The sequence below is a fragment of the Pseudomonas sp. NUPR-002 genome, from assembly GCF_056322725.1.
The window spans coordinates 2,774,685-2,797,238 of the sequence record NZ_CM150476.1; the positions used below are offsets into that span (position 1 = coordinate 2,774,685).

The following is a 22,554-nucleotide window of genomic DNA, read 5'->3' on the forward strand; positions in this document are numbered from 1 at the left end:
ATTGCGGAGCATCAGGCATACCGCGATCGCGGGGCAAGCCCGCGCCTACAGAGAAGCGACAAAAACAACTACAAGGCAATTTCGATGACTGATGTAAACACCACCACCCACCCGGGTGTGGGCACGCCTGCGCGTGCAGACAGCAAATCCTGGAACCGTCACGACACCACCTGGCTGTTGGGCCTGTACGGCACCGCGATCGGCGCCGGCACCTTGTTCCTGCCGATCAACGCCGGCGTAGGGGGCTTCTGGCCGCTGCTGGTCCTGGCGCTGCTGGCGTTCCCCATGACCTTCTACGCTCACCGCGGCCTGACCCGCTTCGTGCTGTCCGGCAAGCGCGGCAGCAGCGAAGACATCACCGAAGTGGTTGAAGAGCACTTCGGTGTCGGTGCCGGCAAGCTGATCACCTTGCTGTACTTCTTTGCCATTTTCCCGATTCTGCTGGTGTACAGCGTGGCGCTGACCAACACCCTGGGCAGTTTCATCGAGCATCAGTTGCACATGACGCCACCGCCGCGCGCCTTGCTGGCGTTGCTGCTGATCTGCGGTCTGATGATCGTGGTCCGCTGTGGCCAGGCGATCATCGTCAAGGTCATGAGCCTGTTGGTCTATCCCTTCGTTGCCGCGCTGTTGTTGCTGGCGCTGAGCCTGATTCCCAACTGGAACGGCGCGTTTTTCGCCCAGGCCGCCGAGGGCATGCCGCTGGACCTGTTTCTGAAAACCTTGTGGCTGGCGATTCCGGTCATGGTGTTCTCGTTCAACCATTCGCCGATCATCTCGGCCTTTGCCGTCGACCAGAAACACCGCTACGGCGAGCAGGCTGAACAGAAAAGCAGCCGTATTCTGGCCAGTGCGCATGTGATGATGGTGCTCACGGTGATGTTCTTCTGCTTCAGTTGCGTACTGGCGTTGAGCCCTGCGGATCTGGCGGCCGCCAAGCACGAGAACATTTCGATCCTGTCGTACCTGGCCAACCACTTCCAGACCCCGGTGATCGCCTTTGTTGCGCCACTGATTGCATTGGTGGCGATCACCAAGTCGTTCCTTGGTCACTACATCGGTGCCAGCGAAGGCTTCCAGGGCATCATCGTGAAAAACCTGCGCGGCCGCGGCAAGCAACTGCCCGCCAAGCGTCTGGAGCAACTGACAGCGTTGTTCATGGTGCTGACCTGCTGGGTGGTGGCCACGCTCAACCCGAGCATCCTCGGTATGATCGAGAGCATCGGCGGGCCAATCATTGCGTGTCTGTTGTTCCTGATGCCGATGTACGCCATACACAAGGTGCCGTCGCTGCGTAAATATTCGGGCAAGGCTTCCAATGTCTTTGTGGTGCTGATTGGCCTGATCACTTTGTCGGCCATCGTCTACTCGTTCTTTGCCTGAAGCAGCTGCAAATGGGCGGCTGTTCTGATGGCAGAACACTGCAAGCTGTGATTGCGACTTTCGCCGTGCCGGGTCTGACGCTAGTGTAAAGACAGTAGCGCCAGGCCCTGTCGGCCTGGCAATCGCAGAGGAAGCCCCCGCAGATGACCGATTCGACCGTCCACGCCGAGCTGGGAGAGATCCCTTACAGCGTCAATTTGTCCGCAGGCGTGAACCAGTGGCTGGCCGATGAAAGCCAGGCACTGGGGGGCCGTGATACCGGCCCCAACCCTCATCAACTCCTGCTCTCCGCCCTGGGCGCCTGCACGGCGATCACCTTGTCGATGTATGCCCGGCGCAAGGAGTGGCCGCTGCAGCATGTGCATGTGTTGCTGGATATCACCAAAGAAGAGAAAACCGCGCCCGCGCGCACCGAGATCAAACGTGTCATCGAACTGCACGGTGATCTTGATGCGGCGCAGCGTGAGCGCCTGCTGGGCGTGGCCAATGCCTGCCCGGTGCACAAGCTGCTCAGCGGCAGTATTGTCATCGACAGTCAACTGAGCGACTGACACGATTGGCGGTTGAGCAAACCCAGGTTGCGGCGCCGTGTGCGCCGCCTGATTGAGCTGGCGACAAGGGGTCTGAATCGGTAACGTGGTAGCAGGATTGTGTTAGACGCTCATGGAACGACACCTGCTATTGACCTTTAAGTACCTGAGTATGGACACCAAGAAAGCCTCAAACTTTACCTATCAGGCGGTGTATCGCTACCTCGTCGAACTGATAGAAGCCAGTGACCCGCAAATTGAGCAGCGATTACCGTCATTACGGCAATTGGCATTGCGTCTAAATGTTTCAGTTTCTTCGACCAAATACGCCTATTCCTTGCTCGAGGATGAAGGGCGAATCTATGCCAGGCCCAAGTACGGTTACTTCACCCGCGCGATGCCTGGCACACTGAAAGGTGAAGAGTCGCCCAACCTGCTCGATAGCGTGTTCACCAACGCCCGCCAACCCGGGATGCTGGCCTTGAGCAGTGATGCCCCGGCCATGTTGCTGTCGCTGGAAAGGCCGTTGCTGATGATCGAACGCGAACTGGCGCGCCAGTATCCGCGCTCCCATGCACCGCTGTACCAGCCTTTTGGCGAGCCGGAGTTGCGCAGTGTGCTGGCTGACCGCTACACCTGTTCCACGCACAGCTACTGGCAGGCGGAACATGTGTACATCGGCTCCGACCTGCGCAGCGTACTGGAAACCGCCTTGAGTGCGTTGCAGCTCGAGGGCAGTGTGGCGCTGGTGGAATCGCCATGTTCCTGGGCGGTATTGCGCCAACTGCAGGCAGCCAGAATCCGCGTCATCGAGGTTGCGTTGGGCGAAAATGGCCGTTTCGATCTGTGCGCGCTGGAGCGCACCTTGCGCCAGGAGCCGGTGCGTCTGGTGGTGCTGTCTTCAACCATGAGCATTCCGCATGGCGGGCTGATGCCGGCGCAAGACAAGCAACAGATCTGTCGCTGGCTGGCAGAACGTGACATCTGGTTGTTCGAAAACGATAGCTATGGCGAATTCTGCTTTTCCCCGGAGGCCAGCCGCTTTCGTGATTTTGCCGATCCGCAGAAGCTTTTGGTGTTTTCAACGTTCGACAAGATCATCGGCTCGGAGGCACCGTTCGGCTATCTGCTGTGTCGGCGCCACATCCCGCAGTTGCATCGGTTGTTCCTGGAGCGCGCCTTTCGCTTGTCACCGATTCGCCAGAAGGCCATCGCCAAGTTGTTCAGTACTCGACGCATTGACCAGCACCTGATCGCATTGCGGGCGCAGTTGCACCAGCGCATGCGTTGCATGAAGGGCTTGCTGCTGGAGCACACCGATGATCAGTTTCGCATCACCGAACCGCACGGCGGCGCCACCTTTTGGCTAGAGTCTGCACGCTCGGTAGACATGCGCCAGGTGTTTGACCGCTTGTTGGCCCAGCGTGTGGTCATTGCGCCTGGGGAGATTTTCAGCCTGCAAGGTGCCTGGCGGCATCACCTGCGACTGAGCTACACCCTGGACTGGTCCAAGGATATCCCCCAGGCGTTACAGCGGTTGGCTCAGGCTACTGCCCAAGCCAGTTAAACCCCATAGCAATGGCGGTTCTCAGGAAAACGACCATTGCGCACTTCGTCGGCGTACTGGCTGCACGCATTGCGAATGACTGCACCGACGTCGGCGTAACGTTTGACGAAGCGCGGCACCTGCTCGCCACCGAGGCCCAACAGGTCTTCGGTCACCAGCACCTGGCCGTCGCAGGCCGGTGACGCGCCGATACCGATGGTCGGCACCTTGCTGTCGCGGGTGATCTGACGGGCGACGCCTTCGGCCACGCCCTCGAGCAGGACGCTGAACGCGCCCGCAGCGATGGTGGCATGGGCGTCTTCGCTGATGCTTGCAGCACTTTCGGCGCTCAGCCCCTGGGCCTTGAAGCCGCCCATGATGTTGACGAACTGTGGCATCAGCCCGACGTGGGCCATGACCGGAATGCCGCGCGCAACGAGAAACTCCACAGTGCTCGCCAAGGCGCTGTTGGCCTCCAGCTTGACCGCGTCACAACCGGTGCGCGAGAGCACCTGGGCGCAGTTGCGAAATGCTTGCTCATGCGATTCCTGATAGCTGCCGAAGGGCATGTCGGCGATAACGCAGGCCGAGCGCGTGCAGTCGACCACCGCCCGGGTATGGGCGATGGTTTCTTCCAGTTGCATTCCTAAGGTCGAAGCGCGGCCGTAGCCGACCATCGCAGTGGAGTCACCGACCAGGATGAAATCGACGATCGGGTCGATCAACATGGCAATCGAGCTTGTGTATGCCGTCAAAGAGACGATCTTCTGCTGGCCTTTCATGGCGACCAGTTGGGGAACCGTCATGCGCTTGGTTCGGATAGGTGTGCTCATCAGTGTTTTCCTGTGATGTGGGCTCGCCCGGTCAAGGGCTGCCGTGGGTTACAAGCAGTTTTTCTCCCATACACGCCAGGCCTGGTGGTCCTGGCGAATTCGGTCGGCGCTCGGGTGCAGCAGGAACACCGCACCCGGCGAGCTGTTGAGGTCGATGGTCGGCGCTGTCTGGCGCCCGTCGCTGAAACGAAAGCGTGCGCTGTGATAGCTGCTCAGGGTGTCCAGTTGCGTGCGCACCGCATCGAGATTGAACGGTAGGGCGCGGCGGCTGATCAGGTTCAGCGTGCAGCAATGCTTGAGCAGGCGATAACGTTGCGCCAGGCTGGCAAGCGCTTGCGGCTGCAAGTATTTGAGGCAGGTCAGGGCGACCTGGTCGTTGCCGGTGGCGGCGTGCAGTGCTTCGGGGTTGGCCAGGCCCGACAGGCGTGCGCCGGTTTCCAGCAAGCGCGGCCCCTGGGCGGTGAGGATCACTTCGGTGTGCGCCGGGCCATGGGCGATGGCCAGGGCGTCGAGTACGCCTTTGACATACTCGATCAGCAGGTCCAGCTCTGCGGTATCGGCAGGCAGCAGCTGTTCACGGTCATAGATTTTGCGCCCGTCTTCACTCAAGGTCTTGCTGCTTTTCCAGGCGTCGGTGATCCAGTGCTGACCCTCATGACTGACACTGTTGATGATGTACTCGTCGCCCTCCAGGTACTCCTGCAGCAACACTGCGTGGTTGTTGCACATCATCAGGTTGGTGGCGCCCAGAATGCAGGCGATGGCGTGCTGCAGTTGCTCGATATCGCGGCAGATGAACACATTGTCGGAGCCCGCGCTGTCGAGTGGTTTGACCACCACAGGGTGGGCGCCGCGTGCCTGGAACCAGGCCACTGCCTGTTCGCTTGAGGCGGTGCGCAGCTGCGCGGCGGTTGCCAGCCCGGCGTTGGCCACCTGTTCTGCCATCAGCGATTTGTCGCGGCGGGCCGCTGAGTATTCGGGGTCATTGCCGGGCAGCTCAAGCGCGGCGGCGAGGCGGTCGGCAAGTTCCACACCGAACTCGCTGCCGGTCACTATCGCGGCCGGCCGCTGGCCCTTCAATTGCTTCACCAGGGCCTCAAAGCCCAAGGCCTGGAGGTTGTAATGGGCCTGGAAAAGATCCTGCGGGCAACTGGCGGCAAAGGCTTGGGGCATATCGCTGCGCGAGCTCACGTGCAGCAGCGGCCGGTGTACGGCCAGGGCCCGGGCCAGTAACGCGCCGGTTGAGTAAGCATCGACCAGCACCAGGGGGGCTGAGTTCGAGTCAATGCAAGGGTTGGTCATAGCGATTCACCGTGTAATGCAACATTTCAAACAATTGCTCGGAGCGAATGCCCGGGCCGGTTGTCGACAGGCCGCAGCTTGGCGGCAGTGGCAGGTCGCCGACATTGCCCCAGCGCAGCGCCCCGTAGGGGTCGATATGGGTGGTGGCGCGCCCGGGGTTGTCCGGGTGCAAGCAGTAGGGGATATCCAGCAAGCCTCTGGCAAACGCCTGCATCAGGGCGACGGCCAGATCGTTGTGCAGGTTGCGCACCTGCTCGACCAATAGCCGCGCCTCGAACAGCACTTCCTCGTAGTACGCCGTGCTGGCCGGGTTGTCGTCACTGGGTGGCTCATGGGCAGCCGTTGCGGCCATGTTGAGAGCGTCGAGGTTGTCTTGAACGCTAGGGATCTGCCGAGACTCGGCGACGGTCTTAACGATCAACCGCTCGCAGCCTGCAGCCTTCGCCAGCCGTGCGCTGTCGCAGATCAGGCGGCGGGCGCCATGCTCGCTGGTCGGGAACACCCCCATGTAGGTGTACACCACCACATGCCAGTGAATACCGTCGAGGTAGTCTGCGGCCAGTTCGCGCAGGGCTCGTAGCGCCCCCAGGTCTTGCGCCATGCTGGTGCCTTGGGCGTAGCTGAGTGAAACGCTAGTGATGCCATGCTGACGGAAGAACAAGGCTTCCAGCAGGCTCATGGCAACCAGCAGCGAAGGCGGGCACAGCTGCCCCAGCAAGCAACCGCCAAAGCTTTCGATATGGCCATAGGCGCTGGCGTCGGCGAGGATCCGGCAACTCTCGGCCCAGGCCTCGATGGCGTGGGCCAGTGGCAGTCGGCTGTAGGGCATGCAGTACGACACCGGGCCGCCTTCAGTGGCGTCCAGGCCCAAGGCCGCCATGCGCTTGAAGATCGCTTGCGGTTGCGCGGTGCCGTGGCGTATCTGGATCGGAAACTGCGCACTGTAGAGCCCCTGCAACAGCCCCTGCACCGCCTGCAGCGAATGCGTGACGATGGGAAAACCGTTGAGCGGGCTGCCGGTGTTCAGGCACTGCAGGGCGCTCTGGTAGTCACCCACCCGGGTGTAGCTGTCCAGGGTGATCGTGCCCAGCGTCGTGCACGGCAGTGCGGAGACCGCTGACAACCCTGCACGCATCTGCTCGACGGCGCCAAACCCCATGCGTGGCTGCACCACCAGTTGACCCTGGCTGCGGGCGTGTTCAATGAAGCGTTGAAAGTAACCGGCGTGGACGCAAGGCATGGGTCAACGTCCCGAAACCAGTTCGACCACTTGCGCACCTGACACCGGGTCCTGGTGGGTGATTCGTCCTTTGTGCGGGTCACCGGCACGCACCCGCGCGATCAGGCTGCGGTCACTGTTGAAATCGATCAGGTCATGAGCATACAGGCTGCGCACGGCAGTCAACGGCAAGCCACTGACCTGGTTCAGCCACAGGCTCAAGGCCGGGTCTTCGAGGTCGCCGGCCAGCACCTGATGCAGGCGCTGCACGTCACCCAGGCGCTGCGGATGGCACAGGGTGATATACCGCGACAACGCGCGGCCGCGGTCGACAAACGGGGCGAACTGCAAGCAGATGAGCTGGCATTCATCCAGGCCAAAGGCCTCAGCGGCAAAGCGGTTGGCCAAGGCCCGGCGTGCGTCCTTGCCCTGCGCGTCGCGGTAGGGCGCCAAGGCCAGCTGGATCAGGCGCTCGGGCATCTCTTTTTTGTGCATCAGCGCCTTAGCCAGCTCCAGGTACTCGTCGATGCCCTGGTGGTAGCTGCGACCTTGCACGTATTGCGCTTTGAGGCCACGAAAATGCGCCATCAACATGGGGTTGGCACAGTCTGATTCAGTGAAGCTGAATGCCAGTTCTTCGAAGCGGAAATCGAGAAACTCGGTGATCAGTTCCCAATGGTCATCCACCCGGTAGCTGACCAGATCGTAGATGCTGATGAATTGCGGGTCGGCGCTGGCACTGCCGCTGGCCACGCGACGTTCGGCACGCTGCTGATCGAAGCCTTCACCGAACAGTTCGACAAAGTAATGCTGGGCCACGCCATCGAGGGCTTGCAGCAAGCCACGAAAGCCTTCGCGCCGGCAGGTGGCTACATCCAGGCCCAGGCGCTCGGCCAGGCGCATGATCCAGGTGAAGTAGTGCTTTTGCTCCTTGCGTGAGTCACCGGTAACCACGGCGTTGACCCCGCCTTGCCACCAGGCGGCGCGACCATAGAAGTCGGCGACGGCCAGGTTGCAACTGTTGCAGAACGTCGGGCGGCCGTCGCCAGCGGTGCGGTGGCCGTTCATCAGTACGTCGAAGCGGTTGATGTCACGCACGGCCTGCGGAAATGGCAGGGTGCGTTCGAACGGGCGGATCTGCTGATGGTCGACCACCAGCACTTCCACGCGCTCATCGTCATACAGGTTCAGGGCCCGGTAGACGCGGTCGATGTTAGCCATCACCGCATCCGGCACACCGGCGTGGCGCATGTTGGCGATGCGCAACTGGAAGGTCTGGCCGTGGAGCACATTCAACTGCAACTGCACGGCGCGAATCAGTGACACCGTGTAGGAGCTGTCTTTGCCACCGCCATAGGCAACCAGCAGTTTGTAAGCGGGCAGGGCATCGATGCCACCGGCTGCCGCGATCAGGCGCTCGCCCAGTGTTACCACGGCACTGCGGTCTACCGCACTGAGGTAGCGATTGAGTTTGCCCAGCAGCACGGCATCGGTTGCAGGTAAGGTGACGGCGATATTCATAGCGGTTCCGCCTGGAATTGAAAGTGTGTGATGACGTGCTGGATATCGCGTTCGATGTCGGCTTCGCTGGCATCGGTGAAAATAAACCGGCCGCTGTGCAGGGCGTCATAGCTGCCGCCTGCCTCCAGCACCTGGCCTGGTTCTGGCAGCAGTGCACGCCACAAGCTCGGTACGGCAGGGGTGGGCGCTTGCGCCTGGATAACCCGGCACGGCAGTTGCGCCGGTTTCGGGATCACCAGCCAACCGCCGCTCAGGTCCTGGCCCGGAGCTGGCGACGGCACCGGCGTGCCGACCAGGCGTTTGAGCCAGTGCTCATACAGGTTGACGCCAAACACCTTGTTGATCAGGTGCGGCACTTCACTGCCACCCACTCGGCCGCCGACTTCCAGAAACACGATGTCGCCCTCGGCGGTGACGAAGACCTCCAGATGAAAAGCGCTGTCGCTCAGTCGCAAGGCTTGCAGGCAGCGCTTGCTGAAGGCTTCGAGCCGCGTGCGCAGTGCTGAGCGCTGGAGGATGACCGATCCCAGCGGCTGGCTGCTGGCGAATTCCAGGCAACTGTTGACGTAGCGTGACACCACCTGAAAGGGCACTTGGCAGAGGGCGTCGGTGAAGCCGTCAATGTGGTAGACCTGCCCGGTAATGAAGGCTTCTATTTCGTAGCGCTCCAGCACCACCTCTGCCAGCAGCGTGCGCAGCGTCTGGGCGTCAGGCACCTTGGCGACGCCGATACTGGCCGCGCCGTCCAGCGGTTTGATGATCACCGGATAGCCGACCGATTCGGCAAACGCCAGCGCCTGCTCAATCGACTGGCAGCGGCTGAATGCGGGGACTGCCACGCCCTGGGCCTGCAACACTTCCTTCATCCGCGCTTTGTCGCGGTACGCCGCCACTTGCTCGGGGCCGTGGCCGGGGATGTTCAGGGTTTTGCGTACCTGAGCCGCAATCTCCAGGGTGAACTCGGAAAGCGCGATCAGCAGATCGACCGGCCCGACCTTGGCGATGACCTCGCTCACCGCCGCCAACAACTGCTCATAGCGGTTGACGTCGTCAACCTGGACCCAATGAGCGATCTGCTCACGGGGCGCCAGCACGCCTTCAGCACCGGGGCCGTCGACGACGTAACTGATGCGGTGTTGTTGATGGTCGAAGAAATGTTCGTACTGGGTCAGCTCATTGTCCCAGCGTGTCTGATCATGGAAGCGTGGCCAGCGGTTGACGATGACGATGTGCATGGCAAAGATCCTTAAAAGTGGGGAAGGGCTGGCTTCAGGTGCGCAAGGCCTGCAGGTCGGCAGCCGGCACGAGTGCCGGCACGGCGAACTCCAGGCGACTCAAGTAGGTTTCGAAGGCGGCGATGGCGTCGTCTTCGATGAAGACTTGATCGAAGCCTGCGGCCAGCAATTCCTGGCGCACGGCTAGCGTCTGTGCTTGCGAAGTCGTCAGCTTGCCGCCGATCACACAGGGCAGTTTTGGGTAGTGCTGGCGGACCTCGCGGATCAACGCCAGCCCCTGGTAATGGCCATGACCGTTGACGCTGCTGATCACCAGCAACTGTGTCTGCCCTTGCGCCAGTGCCTGCAAAATGCTGTGAACCGGTGTGCAACTGCCGAGGTTCTTGACCTGCAGGCCATGTTCGCCCAGCCACAGCTGCAGGTAGACCAGGTTCCACATGTGCGCGTCGGACTCGACAGTAGCCAGCAAACAGCGGTGTGCGCCTTTCATGTATTCGCCTCCATGGCATAAGGGGGGATTTCAAGTGCCGCGCGAAAGCGGCGGGTCGTGAGCAGCAGCAGCCAGGTGCCGGGCACGCTGAGCAAAATGGCCAGCGCCAGAATCAGCGCCTGGGCACCATAGGCGTGACCAATGCTGGCGGTCAGCAGGCCGCCCAGCGGGTAGGACAGCAGGTTGACCAGATAGAACGGGCCCATGACTTTGCCCAGATGCTCACGGGCAATAGCCTTGATGCGCTGCGTGCGGTTGAACACGTTGAACAGCGCGCAGCCCGACATGGCCAGCACGAAGCTGACGGCATACATCCACACGCCGCTGGCGATGCCCATGCACAACAGCCCCAGGCACAGCAGGGCGAAGCCCCAGGCGCCAAGCCGATAGATGCTCATGTGCCGCAGCAGCCGCGGCACTAGCAGAAAGTTGGCAATGCCCAGCGCACCGGCGCCAGCGTTCATCAGACCAAACACCCCGTCGGGGGCCTGAAATACACCGCTGATCAGGAACGCGTTGGCGCTCAACACGCAGGCGAAGGCCAGGTTGATGGTGAAGTTCAGCGCTGCCAGCGACAGCACCGGCGGATTGCTCAGCAGCAGGCGCCAGCCCAGCTTCAGCTCGTCGAACAGCGCGGCAGGTGGCTTTTGTGCCGCCTGGTTGGGCATGTGCTGCCAGCACTGCGCGGCCGTGGCAAAGGCCAGCGCTGCCAGCGCCAACAGCACCAGTTTGGAGGTGTAGAACGCCAGTAACGCTGCCAGTGCCGGGCCCAGGGCCATGGCCAGCAGTTCGATGTTCTGCACTAACGACTGGGTATGTGCCAGGCGTTGCGGCGCGGCAATCAGCGGCACGCTTTTCTCTACCGCCATGCGCACCGGCGCCATCAGCAGCGACAGGACGATGCCGTTGAGGGCCAACGCCCAGAGGGTCAGGCCAGGGCTGTACCAACACAGCAGCACGGTCAACCCGAGGCTGGCGGCACGTGCGTTATTGGCCTGACGAAACAGCAAGCGCCCGCCAAAGCGATCGGCCAGCAGGCCGGCGAACGGGTAGGCGAGCAAGGCCGGCAGCCACTCCAGGGCAAACACCACCCCGGAGAGGCGTACGCTGCCCGACAGCTGGTACACCAACAACGGCACCGCAAACAGCACCGTCTGTTCGGCCAGCAGGGCGCACAGCAAGCCGCCACCAAATCGCCGTAGCGTGCGGCTGTCACGCATGCTGGTGATCCAGCTGTGCTTCAAGTGCGCGCAAACGAGGCAACACATGGCGGCAAAAGCCACGCATCTCGTCGCGGGTTGGCCAGCCGGAGAAAATGAACTCGCTGACGCCGACTTTCTTGTACTCGATCAGGTATTCGGCGACTTCCTGGTAGCTACCCACCACACACAGTGCCGGGCCGCCGCGATAGGCCACGGCACCCGACCAGAGCATCGGTGAAAGCCAGTCGTGCTCGGCGCCTTCGGCCAGGCGGAACGAGGTTTTAACCGCTTCGGAGTCGCAACGGGCAACAAAGTTGCGTACCCATTCGCGGTGTTGCTCGTCGGGGTTTTGCATCATCTGCTCAACCGCCGCCAAGGCTTCTTCACGGGTTTCGCGGGCCAGGATGTGCATGCGAATACCCACCGAGCAGCCGCGCTCGAGTACGCTGCGGCTGGCGGCAGCGATGCCTTCGGGGGTGTCGCCGTAACGCAGCCAGCAATCGCTGTGCGACACCGCAATGTCTTGCGCAATTGCCGAAGCTCCACTGAGATAAATCTGCGGCCGCTCATGGTCTTTGTAGGGCAGCCCCAATTGCGCTTGCTCGATGCGGTAGTGATCGCCTTGATGGCTCAGCGGGCTTTCGCCTTTCCAGAAGCGGTGGAGAATGTCGAGGAATTCCCGGGTGCGCTCGTAGCGGCCGTCGTGAGCGACAAAGTCGCCGTAAAAGGCTTGTTCATCCGGCGAGATGCCGGCGACCAGGTTCAAGGCAATCCGCTTGTCAGACATCCATGACACGGTGTTGACGATCTGGGTGAACAGCGTCGGCGGCAGCAGGCCTGGGCGGTAGGCGAGGATGAACTTGACCCGGCTGGTCTCGCGCACCAGCGCACCGATCATCGGCAGCGGATCGGGCATGTGATAGCTGATGCCCATTAGCAGCGAATCGATCCCCAACTCGTCGGCTTCCTGGGCGAAGTCGACGATTCCAGCAAAGTCCAGCGCCCCGGTGTTGTACTTCTCGCTGGCCTTCTGTTGGCCACTGTCGAGGGACGAGCACCAGTGAATACGTAGAGCGGGCATGGGATTACTCCAGGCGAAGTCCGTCGCCTGCCGCAGGGCGGCAGGTGAGAGAGAGGTGGACAAGGGGAAGGGTCAGAACAGGAAGTTGCTACCGACAGTGCGATCGAACAGCGCGACATCGCGGATATGGCGTTTACCGCAGATGAACTTCAGGAACCGTTCGATGCCCAGGCCGCCGCCTGCGCTTGGGTGCAGCAGCCCGCGCCGGGCGAACTCAAGGTAGTTGGCAAACGGACCCAGATCCATGCTCAGCTCCTGCATACGGTAGAGAATCTGCTCGTACTCGAATTCGCGTTCGGCACCCGACAGCGCCTCACCGTACCCGTCGGGGTAAATCAGATCGTAATTGTTGTACTTGCCGCGCGTGCCAGGCGTCTCGCGGTCATAGAACTCGCGTTTGTAGTTGGTCACGAAGAACGGGGTGTGCGCCTTGGCCGACATGATTTTTTCGAAATCGTCGCCGTACTCTGCCCGTAACTCATCTGAGCTGTACACCGGGAAAGCGGTGCTGTAGTGCGGGAGCTGCCGCCCCAGCTGTGCCAGCTGCGGGGCACAGTGCTGGCTCACTTCGGCCAGGGTGTACTTGATCAGGCCTTCGATCAGGGCCATGGCTTGGTGCATATCGCCATGACGGATTTCGAAGTCGAACTGAGAGAACTCCAGCAGATGGTTGACCGAGTCTTTGATCTCGGGCTTCTCCAGGCGAATGTTCGGCGCGACGATGAAGATCCGTTCGTGATCATTGGCGGTCAACGCCAATTGCTTGTGGAAGATCATGCTGGCCGTCAGCTTCAGGCGACGTTCCTGGTACTGAAGCTCGGCTGGGTACACCGCATGATTCAACGGGTCGGTGATCGGCGACATGAGGATGGGCAACAGCTGTTTGAAGTCGCGCTCGAGCAGGTACTGCTGCAAAGCCTGGAGCATTCGGCCGCGAATAATGGCTATTGCACCTACGTCTGGGTGCGAAAAATCGTCGAATTTACGCTGAACTTCTTCCATGTTGCGCTCAATGTTCGAGAGGTGGGGAGCGCCCGATTATTGGTGAAAGCGGTGAAAACTCAATGTACAGATTTTCGCTAAAAAGCGACCCAGCGCCTCGTTTGTGTTGCCCCTTGTAATCATTGCGCAGAGCATTGGCGGGTCGTTGCCAGTGCTATCAGGGCCTGTGCTGCGATCGCTGCGACACGGTTGAGTCGCTGTCGTATCCCAGGATCTGTGCAAAGAGGCGTTATGACGGCCCCCGTTGATCTGCGTCGTTTCTCCCGCTCCGACTACAAGACGTTGGGCCTGGCGGCCTTGGGCGGCGCCCTGGAAATTTACGACTTCATCATCTTCGTGTTCTTTGCGCTGACGCTCAGTGAACTGTTCTTTCCCGCGCAGATGCCGGAATGGTTGCGTCTGCTGCAAAGCTTTGGAATTTTTGTAACGGGTTATCTGGCACGGCCCCTGGGCGGCATTCTCATGGCCCATTTTGCTGACCGCCTGGGGCGCAAGCGGATGTTCAGCCTGAGCATCCTGATGATGGCGTTGCCCTGCCTGCTGATTGGCGTGATGCCCACCTACGAACAGATCGGTTACTGGGCACCCCTGCTGTTGTTGCTGCTGCGTGTACTGCAAGGCGCAGCAGTGGGGGGCGAAGTGCCCAGTGCCTGGGTCTTTGTGGCTGAGCATGCGCCTGCCGGTCATCGCGGTTATGCGCTGGGCATCCTGCAGGCAGGACTGACCTTCGGCTACCTGCTGGGGGCATTGATGGCCACCTGGCTGGCGCGCACCTACAGCCCGGCCGAGATCCTTGATTACGCCTGGCGAATTCCCTTCCTTCTGGGCGGCGTGTTTGGCCTGGTGGGGGTATGGCTGCGGCGCTGGCTCAGCGAAACACCCGTGTTCATTGCCCTGCAGCAACGACGAGAAATCGATCCGCAATTGCCGCTGCGCAGGGTGGTGCGTGAGCATCGCCGCGCGATCGTGCCGGCCATGTTGCTGACCTGCGTGTTGACCTCGGCGGTGGTCGTGCTGGTGGTGGTAACCCCCACGGTGATGCAAAAAAGCTTTGCCATCAGTGCCAGTCAGACCTTTGCCCTCAGTAGCCTTGGCATAGTGTTTCTGAACATCGGCTGCGTGCTCGCCGGCATGCTGGCTGACCGCATCGGCGCCTGGCGTGCGCTGATGCTCTACAGCGTTTTGCTGCCACTGGGGGTGACGTTGCTGTATGCCTGCCTGGTCAGCGGCAGCTCACTGGTCAGCCTGGCATACGCGCTGGCGGGGTTGAGCTGCGGCGTGGTCGGTGTGGTGCCATCGCTGATGGTGGGACTGTTCCCGCCGCGTGTGCGGGTCTCGGGCATTTCCCTGACCTACAACATGGCTTATGCGCTGTGGGCCAGCATCACGCCGTTGACGCTTATTGCGCTCATGCCCTGGAGTGCCTGGTCTTGCGTGGCATTCAGCCTGCTCATGGGCGCTGTTGGTGTGTGCACAGCGTGGATGTACGGCAGCAACAAAAGTGCTCGCCCGGCGGACATGGAGGTCTTATGCCCTTAACTCACAGGAACAGCGTCGGTGATCTGCATGATTACTCGGCAACGCAGCTGCTGGCGCTGTTTGCCAATAAAGCCTTGTCACCCCTGGAATACTACGAGCACCTGCTGAGCCATATCGAGCATTGCGAGCCTTACCTGCACGCGCTGTGCGCTTTCGATCCGCAGCAAGTGCGCGACCAGGCGCGGGCGTCCACGCAACGCTGGAGTCAAGGCCGCCCGCAGGGGCTGCTGGACGGTTTGCCGGTGACGATCAAAGAGCTGATCGCCACCCAAGGCGACGCAATCGGCCTGGGCTGCGCGGCTACCGTGGCGGTCCCCGAACTGGTTGATGCGCCGCCAGCAGCACGCATGCGTGAAGAGGGGGCGATCATCCTGGGCAAAACCACTGTGCCTGATTTCGGCATGTTGTCCTCCGGCTTGTCGAGCCTGTACGGGCTGACCCGCAACCCATGGGACCTGAGCAATAATCCGGGTGGCTCAAGTGCGGGGGCTGCTGCAGCGGCAGCAGCAGGCTACGGACCTCTGCATATCGGCACCGACATTGGTGGCTCAATACGCTTGCCTGCGGCCTGGTGTGGGCTGGTGGGCTTCAAGCCGACATTGGGGCGCGTGCCGGTCGATCCGTACTACACCGGCCGTTGTGCCGGCCCGATGACCCGTAATCTGGATGATTGCGCGCTGATGATGCGCTACCTGAGCCGGCCCGATGCCCGCGACGCCACCAGCTTGCCGCCGATAGACTGTGACTGGGGGCTGAACACCCAGTCGGTTCAAGGCTTGCGGGTCGGCTTGATTACGGATCCGGGTGTTGGCCTGCAGCCCTGCGAGCAAACACTGGCGGCGGTAGGTGATGCCGCACGCGTGTTCGAGCGTCACGGAGCCCAGGTCAGGGAGGCCGCACCGGTCATGAACAGGGCGCTACTGCGCGGTCTCGACCACTTTTGGCGGGCACGTCAATGGAGCCAGTTGCAAACCCTGGCCCCGCACCGATTGGAGCAGGTGTTGCCGTACATTCGCGAGTGGGCCGAGGGTGCGCAGGTACTGACCGCGCAGCAGGCGGTAGAAGGCTTCAACCAGACCTTCGAGATTCGCCGTCGCGCCGCGGCATTGTTCAGTGAGTTCGACCTGTTGATTTCGCCCACCAATCAAGTCAACGCCTTCCCGGCCTATTGGGCATCACCGACCAACGATCCTGCGCTGCCGTTCGAACACATCGCCTTCACCGTACCGTGGAACATGGGCGAACAGCCGGCGCTGTCGATCAACTGCGGTTTCACTGACCAAGGGATGCCCATCGGCCTGCAACTGGTGGGGCCACGCTTTGCCGACCACTGGTTGCTGCAAATGGCCAAGACCTATGAGCACTGGCGTGGGCCGATCAACAACTGGCCCAGGTTGCCAGCTTTGTAACTGACCAACGCCGGGGCGTCGTCAGTCCTTGACCAACGTCCGCAACGCCGCCTTCGCTTCGGGGGTATGCAGGCGTTCGATGAACAGCAACCCTTCACGCTGCACACAGGCTTCAAGCTCTGCCCGGTGGGCGTCCTTGAGCAAACGCTTGCTGATCCGCAGGGCTTCCTGCGGTAACGCCTGCAGGCGCTGGGCCAATTGCTGGGCGGCGGCAAGGCACTGCTCGCCGTCTTCGTGCAGTTCGTTGGCCAGGCCCCACTGCACGGCCTGTTCGCCACTGAGCAGTTCATTGCACAACAGCAAGCGCGCCGCACGCGCGTGCCCCAGCAGGCGGGGCAACAACAGGCTGGAGCCGAACTCCGGGCACAGGCCCAGCGGCACGAAGGGCATGCGCAGTTTGGCACTGCGGCTGACCAGCACCTGGTCGCAGTGCAACAGCAGGGTCGTGCCAATGCCGATGGCCGCGCCGCTGACCGCGGCAATCAGCGGTTTGTCCAGGGCCAGGACGATGCGCATCAGGCGAAACACCGGGCTGTCCATGTCGCTGGGCGGGTTGTCGAGAAAATCCTTGAGGTCGTTACCGGCGCTGAAGCACTGCGCGCCACCGGTGATGACAATCACATCGACCTGCGGGTCGCCACTGGCGGCCTGCAGCATATCGCCGAACAGGCTGTACAGGGCGTTGTTCATGGCGTTGAGTTTGTCTGGCCGGTTGAAGGTCAGGGTCAGTACGCCGTTGTGCAGGTCGCGGGTAATCGGGTCGTTCATGGCAAGCCTTTATTGTTGTTGTGCCGGGAATGTGTGCAAAGCAGGTCAGAAGGTCGGCGGCGTAATCACCCAGATCACCACGGCATCGACCTCGCCAGGGTTGCCATAGCGGTGCGGCTCCTGGCTGGAAAAGCTGAAGCTGTCACCTTCGCTGAGCTGGAAGTAACGATCGCCGACCCACAGCTCGAAACTGCCCGAGAGCAGGTAGCCGGCTTCTTCGCCGTCGTGGCTGTAACTCTGCTGGCTGTAGGTGCCAGGCGGGAAGCGTGAATGGAGCATTTCCAGTTCGCGGTTCGGTTGCGGGCTGAGCAACTGGTCAACGATGCCGTCTTCGTAGTGCACGCTCAGGCGGCTGTTTTTTCGCACGACATAGCCGTTGTCGGCAGGGTCGGTGCTGGTTTCGCTGGCGAAGAACCACTGGATGGTGACGCCCAGGCTGCGGGCGATGTTGAACAGCGCCGGAATCGACGGGTACGACAGGTTGCGCTCCAACTGGCTGATGTAGCCAGCCGTCAGTTCGCTCTGCTGGGCCAGCTCGGCCAGGGTCATGCCGCGGCGCTTGCGCAGGCCGCGGATGCGCGTGCCGAGAAACTGCGGGGCGGTGGCGCCTTCCTGGCTGGGAACGGCGCCGCCGGGCGGCATCTTGCTATTGTTGCTCATGGGGTGCTCCGGACCGCACGCTGCAAAGCCCCGGAGTATAAACAGGCTCACAGCGTCCAGGCGACTTTCAATCCTTCGTAAATGGCTTCTTCGGCAGTACGTGGCGCCAGGCAATCGCCGATGCGTTTGACGTCCACCAGGCCGCTGAGCGCCTGCGCCAAATCGTCGACCGGCTGATGACCCTGGCACAGGACCAGGGTGTCGATGTCTTCAAAGATCATCGGCTCGCCGCTGGCGGTGTGTTGCAGGTACACGGTGCTGTCATCGCTGCCATAGAGGCGGGCGTAGGGGGTAATCGGGATGCCGAGCTTATGCAGCTCACCGGCCATCTGGTCGCGCACGTACAGCGGCAGGCTCTCGCCGCAGTGGGTGCCATTGACGGCCAACTGCACCTGATGCCCATTGCGCACCAGGCGCTCGGCAATGCCCGGGCCGATCCAGTCGCAACGCCAGTCCACCACCAGCACCGAGCGTCCGAGCGTGACCTCGTCGCGTAGCACCTGCCAGGCATCGACTACCTGCAGATCACCCGCGCGCTCGAAGCTTGGCCAGTAGGGCTCGGCACCGGTGGCGACGATAACCAGATCGGGCTTTTCGCGCTCCACCAGGGCGCGGTCGACCCGGGTATTGCGCACCACCTCGACCCCAGCCAACTGCATTTCGCGCTGCAGGTTGGTGCTGGCGCCGCCGAACTCGGCGCGGCGCGGCAGCAATTGGGCGAGCAGCACCTGACCGCCGAGTTGCGCGCTGGCTTCGTACAGGGTTACCTGATGACCGCGCGCCGCCGCCACCGCCGCCGCCTTCATACCTGCCGGGCCACCTCCGGCGACCAGAATGCGTTTGCGCGCAGACGCGGACTGCAGGTGGCCGAACTGTTGTTCACGCCCGGTCTCCGGGTGCTGGATACAGGAAATCGGCAGGCCGCGGTGGAAGTGACCGATACAGGCCTGATTGCAGGCGATGCAGGCGCGCACGTCTTCAGCACGGCCACTATCGGTTTTGTTGGGCATCTGCGGGTCGCAGATCAGCGCGCGGGTCATGCCGCAGACATCGGCCTGGCCACGGGCCAGGATCAACTCGGCCTCCTGTGGTTGATTGATGCGCCCGGTCACGAACAGCGGAATCGACAGGCTGGCCTTGAAGGTGCCGGCCTCACGGGCCAGGTACGCCGCTTCGATAGCCATCGGCGGCACGATATGCACGGCGCCGCCCAGCGAGGCCGAGGTACCGGCAACGATATGGACGTAGTCGAGTTCCTGTTGCAGCACCTGCACGGCGGCCAGCGATTCGTCCTCGGTCAGGCCTTCGGCATCGCGCTCATCGGCACTGATGCGCAGGCCGATGATGAACTCAGGCGTGGTGGCGGCGCGCACGGCGGCAATGACTTCACGCACAAAACGCAGGCGCTGTTCCAGCCCGCCGTTGTAGCCATCGCTGCGGCGATTGACCCTGGGGTTGATGAACTGCGCCGGCAGATAGCCGTGACTGGCGACCACTTCGACGCCATCCAGCCCGGCCTGGTGCAGGCGCCGGGCAGCATCGGCATAGCCTTGCACGATCTCGTCGATCATCACCTGATCGAGGGCGCGCGGCATCACCCGAAAGCGTTCATTGGGCACTGCCGAGGCGGAATAGGCCACGGCCAGCAGGCCATCGCTGGACTCCATGATTTCCCGCCCGGGGTGGAAGATCTGCGACAGCACCACCGTGCCGTGGGCATGGCAGGTCTCGGCCAACTGACGGTAGCCCTCGATGCAGGCATCGTCGGTGGCCATCAGCACATGCGAGGTGTAGCGCGCGCTGTCGTGCACCCCGGCCACCTGCAGCACGATCAGGCCAACGCCGCCCTCGGCACGGGCTTTGTGGTAGGCGATCAAGCGCTCATTGACCAGGTTGTCGGTGGGAATCGAGGTGTCGTGACCGCTGGACATGATGCGGTTCTTCAGGCGTTTGCCACGGATGTACAGCGGTTCGAACAGGTGCGTGAAGGTCGACATGCTGTGCAGGCTCCAGCGGGTTGTTGTTTTTATATTTTCTATAGAAGTGTACCGACAGTAAAAAATCAACTTGTTTTTTTACTGGGCCTTGGCTAGCTTTCGATTCACCCCGAGTCCTGGGGTGCACCTCACAACAACAAGAAAACGGACCGCGCCCGGCGCGGTACCAGCATGAGGAATCACTGATGACATCGAACCTGCTCAAACGGTCTGCCTGGCTGCTCGCCCTTGCCCTTGGCAGTGCCCAGGCCGCGCCCGATATGGTGGTCGTGGCCTACGGCGGCGCTGGCCAGAAAGCCCAGGATGCGGCGATCTTTCAGCCGTTCAGTGCCCAGGACGGCAGCAAACTGATCCAGAGTGAATACAACGGTGAAATGGCGCGGATCAAAGTGATGGTCGACACCGGCAACGTCGATTGGGACCTGGTGATGATCGAAGCCCCGGATTTGATGCGCGGCTGTGAAGAGGGCATGTACGAACGGCTTGACTGGGCCAAGCTTGGCCGCGCCGAACAGCTGATCCCCGATGCTGCCCAGGAATGCGGCTCGGCGGTGCTGGTGTGGAGCGTGGCGATTGCCTACGACCGCAACAAACTGGCCCAGGCACCCGCCTCATGGGCCGACTTCTGGGACGTGCAGAAAATTCCTGGCAAGCGCGGCCTGCGCAAGCGTGCGGTCTATAACCTGGAATTTGCCCTGATGGCCGACGGCGTCAAGGCCGAAGACGTTTACAGCGTATTGGCCACGCCACAGGGCGTTGACCGCGCGTTTGCCAAACTCACTGAACTCAAACCTTACATCCAGTGGTGGGAAGCCGGCGCGCAACCGGCGCAGTGGCTCAGCGCTGGCGACGTGGTCATGACCTCGACCTACAGTGGCCGGATCGCCGTCGCCGCGCAGGAGGGCAGCCCGCTGGCCGTGGTGTGGCCGGGTAGCCTGTACGGCATGGACTACTGGGCGATCATCAAAGGCTCGCGGCATGTCGACCAGGCCAAGCGCCTGATCGCCTATGCCAACCAGCCCGACACCCAGGTGCGCTACGTCAATCAGATCCCTTACGGACCGACCAACACCGAAGCGGCAGCAGCGCTTGATCCGAAGCTCGCCAACTGGGTGCCGACCTCCAAACAGAACCTTGAAGGCGCTTTGGCGATGAACGTCGAATTCTGGGTGGATCACGGCGACGAACTCGAAGAACGCTTTAACGCCTGGGCCAGTAAGTAATCCAGTGTGGCTGGACACCGGCACGTGTCCAGCCCTATTGTCTGCCCGGCCATTTGCCTGAGTACAACAACAATGACTCCGACTGAAACCGAACTGCGTCTGCGCCAGGAACTGGCGGCCTGCTACCGGCTGATCGCGCACTTTCGCATGACCGACCTGATTTTCACCCATATCTCGGTGCGTATTCCTGGCCCCGAACATCACTTTCTGATCAATCCCTACGGCTTGATGTTCGATGAAATCACTGCCTCCAAGCTGGTCAAGATCGACCTGCAGGGCAATGCCGTGGAACCCTCTGAGTACCCGGTCAATCCGGCCGGCTTCGTGATTCACAGCGCCATTCACAGCGCCCGCGAAGACGCCCAGTGCGTGCTGCACACCCACACCAAGGCCGGGTGTGCGGTGGCCGCGCTCAAGTGCGGGCTGCTGCCGGTCAACCAGATTTCCATGGAGTTTTTCGGCAAGGTCGCTTACCACGACTACGAAGGGATTGCGCTGGACATGGACGAGCAACAACGTCTGGTGCGCGACCTGGGCGACAAGCCGGTGCTGATGCTGCGTAACCATGGCTTGCTGACCGTAGGCGAAAGCGTCAGCCAGGCGTTCCTGCGCATGTATTATCTGGAAAAAGCCTGTGAAATTCAGCTGGCAGCGCAAGCCGCTGGCGAAATAATCCTGCCGCCCGATGCGGTCTGTGCCCATACCGAGCAGCAATTCAACGAGCCTGCACGGCCGCTCAAAGAAGGCGAACTGAGCGATCCGGATGGCATGCAGTTGGCGTGGGCGGCGTTGCTGCGCCTGGTGCAACGCGTGGCGCCGGATTATCGCGACTAAGCGGGAGTTGTTGTACAGTTGTTCAACAGCATCGCAGGGCAAGCCCGCTCCTACCGGTAGGCGCGGGCTTGCCCCGCGAAAACCCTCTCACCAACGAGACCGCAAATGAGCCAGGAAGCCCGTTTCAGCCGCATGATCCCCGAGTTACGCAAGGCCAACCTGGTCGAAGCGACCCTGGTGTGCCTGAAACGTCACGGCTTCCAGGGCGCCTCGATCCGCAAGATCTCGGCTGAGGCAGGGGTGTCGGTGGGGCTGATCAGCCACCACTATTCGGGCAAGGATGAACTGGTCGCCGAAGCCTACATGGCGGTCACCGGACGGGTCATGGGCCTGATTCGCGACGCCATGGCCCAGGCCGCCCCCAATGCCCGCGAACGCCTCTCGGCATTTTTCCGCGCCTCGTTCTGCGCCGAGCTGCTCGATCCGCAGTTGCTCGATGCCTGGTTGGCGTTCTGGGGCGCGGTGAAAACCGCCGAGGCGATCAACCAGGTGCACGATCACTCCTACGGCGAGTACCGCAACGAGCTGGGCCGTCTGCTCGGCGCCTTGGCCGAAGAGGAGGGCTGGCAAGGCTTTGACAATGATCTGGCGGCCATCAGCCTGAGTGCCTTGCTTGACGGTTTGTGGCTGGAATCGGGGCTTAACCCCGGCACCTTCACCCCGGATCAGGGCGTGCAGATCTGCGAGGCCTGGGTCGATGGCCTGCAAGCCGGTGGGCGCCGGCGTTTCACCCAGACCGAGGGCTGTTGATCGGTCGTTCAGTAATAGGTACGCTGCTGT

20 protein-coding genes are annotated in these 22,554 nt (G+C 61.9%); 8 read left to right on the forward strand and 12 right to left on the reverse strand.

Features of this window, described 5'->3' with window-relative positions; translation table 11 throughout:
- Nucleotides 1-84: 84 nt before the first annotated feature.
- The 3 genes from ACVWSC_RS12605 (at nucleotide 85) to ACVWSC_RS12615 (ending at nucleotide 3,480) form a co-directional block, all read left to right on the forward strand.
- Entirely contained in the window at nucleotides 85-1,383 is a 1,299-nt protein-coding gene (locus tag ACVWSC_RS12605) for a serine/threonine transporter (RefSeq protein WP_442113961.1), read from the forward strand.
- A gap of 143 nt (nucleotides 1,384-1,526) precedes the next feature.
- Nucleotides 1,527-1,934 (forward strand): OsmC family protein, encoded by a 408-nt coding sequence (locus ACVWSC_RS12610; RefSeq protein ID WP_442113962.1) that lies wholly within the window; start codon nucleotides 1,527-1,529, stop codon nucleotides 1,932-1,934.
- A 151-nt stretch (nucleotides 1,935-2,085) separates the two neighbouring features.
- A complete protein-coding gene (locus tag ACVWSC_RS12615; RefSeq protein WP_442114296.1) occupies nucleotides 2,086-3,480 on the forward strand; it encodes an aminotransferase-like domain-containing protein in 1,395 nt (464 codons plus the stop codon).
- Here the strand turns inward: ACVWSC_RS12615 and panB are convergent.
- From panB to ACVWSC_RS12660, 9 genes are all read right to left on the reverse strand, one after another.
- Nucleotides 3,477-4,292: a 3-methyl-2-oxobutanoate hydroxymethyltransferase gene (panB, locus tag ACVWSC_RS12620; RefSeq protein ID WP_442113963.1), complete on the reverse strand. Its 816-nt coding sequence runs from the start codon at nucleotides 4,290-4,292 to the stop codon at nucleotides 3,477-3,479. The two genes, ACVWSC_RS12615 and panB, sit on opposite strands and share 4 nt — an antisense overlap.
- A 48-nt stretch (nucleotides 4,293-4,340) precedes the next feature.
- A complete protein-coding gene (locus ACVWSC_RS12625) occupies nucleotides 4,341-5,594 on the reverse strand; it encodes an ATP-grasp domain-containing protein (protein ID WP_442113964.1) in 1,254 nt (417 codons plus the stop codon).
- Nucleotides 5,575-6,834 (reverse strand): methylaspartate mutase, encoded by a 1,260-nt coding sequence (locus ACVWSC_RS12630; RefSeq protein WP_442113965.1) that lies wholly within the window; start codon nucleotides 6,832-6,834, stop codon nucleotides 5,575-5,577. Before ACVWSC_RS12630 ends, ACVWSC_RS12625 begins: the two co-directional genes overlap by 20 nt.
- A gap of 3 nt (nucleotides 6,835-6,837) precedes the next feature.
- Nucleotides 6,838-8,334 (reverse strand): hypothetical protein, encoded by a 1,497-nt coding sequence (locus ACVWSC_RS12635; RefSeq protein ID WP_442113966.1) that lies wholly within the window; start codon nucleotides 8,332-8,334, stop codon nucleotides 6,838-6,840.
- Nucleotides 8,331-9,569 carry an ATP-grasp domain-containing protein gene (locus ACVWSC_RS12640; RefSeq protein ID WP_442113967.1) on the reverse strand — a complete coding sequence of 413 codons (1,239 nt, stop codon included), beginning with the start codon at nucleotides 9,567-9,569 and terminating at the stop codon, nucleotides 8,331-8,333. Before ACVWSC_RS12640 ends, ACVWSC_RS12635 begins: the two co-directional genes overlap by 4 nt.
- 34 nt (nucleotides 9,570-9,603) lie before the next feature.
- Nucleotides 9,604-10,059 carry a cobalamin B12-binding domain-containing protein gene (locus tag ACVWSC_RS12645; protein ID WP_442113968.1) on the reverse strand — a complete coding sequence of 152 codons (456 nt, stop codon included), beginning with the start codon at nucleotides 10,057-10,059 and terminating at the stop codon, nucleotides 9,604-9,606.
- The gene (locus ACVWSC_RS12650; RefSeq protein ID WP_442113969.1) at nucleotides 10,056-11,279 is read right to left on the reverse strand and encodes an MFS transporter; all 1,224 of its coding nucleotides are present in this window, start codon (nucleotides 11,277-11,279) and stop codon (nucleotides 10,056-10,058) included. Before ACVWSC_RS12650 ends, ACVWSC_RS12645 begins: the two co-directional genes overlap by 4 nt.
- Nucleotides 11,272-12,342, reverse strand: a complete 1,071-nt coding sequence (locus tag ACVWSC_RS12655; protein ID WP_442113970.1) for an LLM class flavin-dependent oxidoreductase — start codon at nucleotides 12,340-12,342, stop codon at nucleotides 11,272-11,274. Before ACVWSC_RS12655 ends, ACVWSC_RS12650 begins: the two co-directional genes overlap by 8 nt.
- A gap of 72 nt (nucleotides 12,343-12,414) precedes the next feature.
- On the reverse strand, nucleotides 12,415-13,344 hold the full coding sequence (locus ACVWSC_RS12660; protein ID WP_442113971.1) for an asparagine synthetase A: 930 nt from the start codon (nucleotides 13,342-13,344) through the stop codon (nucleotides 12,415-12,417).
- Nucleotides 13,345-13,575: 231 nt separating this feature from the next.
- Between ACVWSC_RS12660 and ACVWSC_RS12665 the strand changes: the two genes are divergently transcribed.
- Complete coding sequence (locus ACVWSC_RS12665) at nucleotides 13,576-14,883, forward strand: MFS transporter (protein ID WP_442113972.1); 1,308 nt, start codon at nucleotides 13,576-13,578, stop codon at nucleotides 14,881-14,883.
- Nucleotides 14,874-16,292 carry an amidase gene (locus tag ACVWSC_RS12670; protein WP_442113973.1) on the forward strand — a complete coding sequence of 473 codons (1,419 nt, stop codon included), beginning with the start codon at nucleotides 14,874-14,876 and terminating at the stop codon, nucleotides 16,290-16,292. The genes ACVWSC_RS12665 and ACVWSC_RS12670 overlap by 10 nt, the downstream gene beginning before the upstream one ends.
- Before the next feature lie 21 nt (nucleotides 16,293-16,313).
- On the opposite strand, the gene ACVWSC_RS12675 is transcribed toward ACVWSC_RS12670, so the two are convergent.
- The 3 genes from ACVWSC_RS12675 to ACVWSC_RS12685 all read right to left on the reverse strand — a co-directional run bounded on the left by ACVWSC_RS12675 (nucleotide 16,314) and on the right by ACVWSC_RS12685 (nucleotide 19,717).
- On the reverse strand, nucleotides 16,314-17,060 hold the full coding sequence (locus ACVWSC_RS12675; RefSeq protein ID WP_476461732.1) for an enoyl-CoA hydratase: 747 nt from the start codon (nucleotides 17,058-17,060) through the stop codon (nucleotides 16,314-16,316).
- A 45-nt stretch (nucleotides 17,061-17,105) separates the two neighbouring features.
- Nucleotides 17,106-17,702, reverse strand: a complete 597-nt coding sequence (locus tag ACVWSC_RS12680; protein ID WP_442114297.1) for a cupin domain-containing protein — start codon at nucleotides 17,700-17,702, stop codon at nucleotides 17,106-17,108.
- A gap of 65 nt (nucleotides 17,703-17,767) precedes the next feature.
- Nucleotides 17,768-19,717 carry an oxidoreductase gene (locus tag ACVWSC_RS12685; protein ID WP_442113975.1) on the reverse strand — a complete coding sequence of 650 codons (1,950 nt, stop codon included), beginning with the start codon at nucleotides 19,715-19,717 and terminating at the stop codon, nucleotides 17,768-17,770.
- Between the two features lie 185 nt (nucleotides 19,718-19,902).
- On the opposite strand from ACVWSC_RS12685, the gene ACVWSC_RS12690 reads away from it, so the two are divergent.
- The 3 genes from ACVWSC_RS12690 to ACVWSC_RS12700 all read left to right on the forward strand — a co-directional run bounded on the left by ACVWSC_RS12690 (nucleotide 19,903) and on the right by ACVWSC_RS12700 (nucleotide 22,524).
- On the forward strand, nucleotides 19,903-20,940 hold the full coding sequence (locus ACVWSC_RS12690) for an ABC transporter substrate-binding protein (protein ID WP_442113976.1): 1,038 nt from the start codon (nucleotides 19,903-19,905) through the stop codon (nucleotides 20,938-20,940).
- Nucleotides 20,941-21,012: 72 nt separating this feature from the next.
- Nucleotides 21,013-21,774, forward strand: a complete 762-nt coding sequence (locus tag ACVWSC_RS12695) for a class II aldolase/adducin family protein (protein WP_442113977.1) — start codon at nucleotides 21,013-21,015, stop codon at nucleotides 21,772-21,774.
- Nucleotides 21,775-21,879: 105 nt separating this feature from the next.
- The gene (locus tag ACVWSC_RS12700; RefSeq protein ID WP_442113978.1) at nucleotides 21,880-22,524 is read left to right on the forward strand and encodes a TetR family transcriptional regulator C-terminal domain-containing protein; all 645 of its coding nucleotides are present in this window, start codon (nucleotides 21,880-21,882) and stop codon (nucleotides 22,522-22,524) included.
- Nucleotides 22,525-22,554: the final 30 nt, after the last annotated feature.

Bases quoted from the DNA above. Each gene is read 5' to 3' on its own strand.
- ACVWSC_RS12605 (WP_442113961.1), top strand. From the start codon at position 85: ATGACTGATGTAAACACCACCACCCACCCGGGTGTGGGCACGCCTGCG.
- ACVWSC_RS12610 (WP_442113962.1), top strand. From the start codon at position 1,527: ATGACCGATTCGACCGTCCACGCCGAGCTGGGAGAGATCCCTTACAGC.
- ACVWSC_RS12615 (WP_442114296.1), top strand. From the start codon at position 2,086: ATGGACACCAAGAAAGCCTCAAACTTTACCTATCAGGCGGTGTATCGC.
- panB (WP_442113963.1), bottom strand. From the start codon at position 4,292: ATGAGCACACCTATCCGAACCAAGCGCATGACGGTTCCCCAACTGGTC.
- ACVWSC_RS12625 (WP_442113964.1), bottom strand. From the start codon at position 5,594: ATGACCAACCCTTGCATTGACTCGAACTCAGCCCCCCTGGTGCTGGTC.
- ACVWSC_RS12630 (WP_442113965.1), bottom strand. From the start codon at position 6,834: ATGCCTTGCGTCCACGCCGGTTACTTTCAACGCTTCATTGAACACGCC.
- ACVWSC_RS12635 (WP_442113966.1), bottom strand. From the start codon at position 8,334: ATGAATATCGCCGTCACCTTACCTGCAACCGATGCCGTGCTGCTGGGC.
- ACVWSC_RS12640 (WP_442113967.1), bottom strand. From the start codon at position 9,569: ATGCACATCGTCATCGTCAACCGCTGGCCACGCTTCCATGATCAGACA.
- ACVWSC_RS12645 (WP_442113968.1), bottom strand. From the start codon at position 10,059: ATGAAAGGCGCACACCGCTGTTTGCTGGCTACTGTCGAGTCCGACGCG.
- ACVWSC_RS12650 (WP_442113969.1), bottom strand. From the start codon at position 11,279: ATGCGTGACAGCCGCACGCTACGGCGATTTGGTGGCGGCTTGCTGTGC.
- ACVWSC_RS12655 (WP_442113970.1), bottom strand. From the start codon at position 12,342: ATGCCCGCTCTACGTATTCACTGGTGCTCGTCCCTCGACAGTGGCCAA.
- ACVWSC_RS12660 (WP_442113971.1), bottom strand. From the start codon at position 13,344: ATGGAAGAAGTTCAGCGTAAATTCGACGATTTTTCGCACCCAGACGTA.
- ACVWSC_RS12665 (WP_442113972.1), top strand. From the start codon at position 13,576: ATGACGGCCCCCGTTGATCTGCGTCGTTTCTCCCGCTCCGACTACAAG.
- ACVWSC_RS12670 (WP_442113973.1), top strand. From the start codon at position 14,874: ATGCCCTTAACTCACAGGAACAGCGTCGGTGATCTGCATGATTACTCG.
- ACVWSC_RS12675 (WP_476461732.1), bottom strand. From the start codon at position 17,060: ATGAACGACCCGATTACCCGCGACCTGCACAACGGCGTACTGACCCTG.
- ACVWSC_RS12680 (WP_442114297.1), bottom strand. From the start codon at position 17,702: ATGCCGCCCGGCGGCGCCGTTCCCAGCCAGGAAGGCGCCACCGCCCCG.
- ACVWSC_RS12685 (WP_442113975.1), bottom strand. From the start codon at position 19,717: ATGTCGACCTTCACGCACCTGTTCGAACCGCTGTACATCCGTGGCAAA.
- ACVWSC_RS12690 (WP_442113976.1), top strand. From the start codon at position 19,903: ATGACATCGAACCTGCTCAAACGGTCTGCCTGGCTGCTCGCCCTTGCC.
- ACVWSC_RS12695 (WP_442113977.1), top strand. From the start codon at position 21,013: ATGACTCCGACTGAAACCGAACTGCGTCTGCGCCAGGAACTGGCGGCC.
- ACVWSC_RS12700 (WP_442113978.1), top strand. From the start codon at position 21,880: ATGAGCCAGGAAGCCCGTTTCAGCCGCATGATCCCCGAGTTACGCAAG.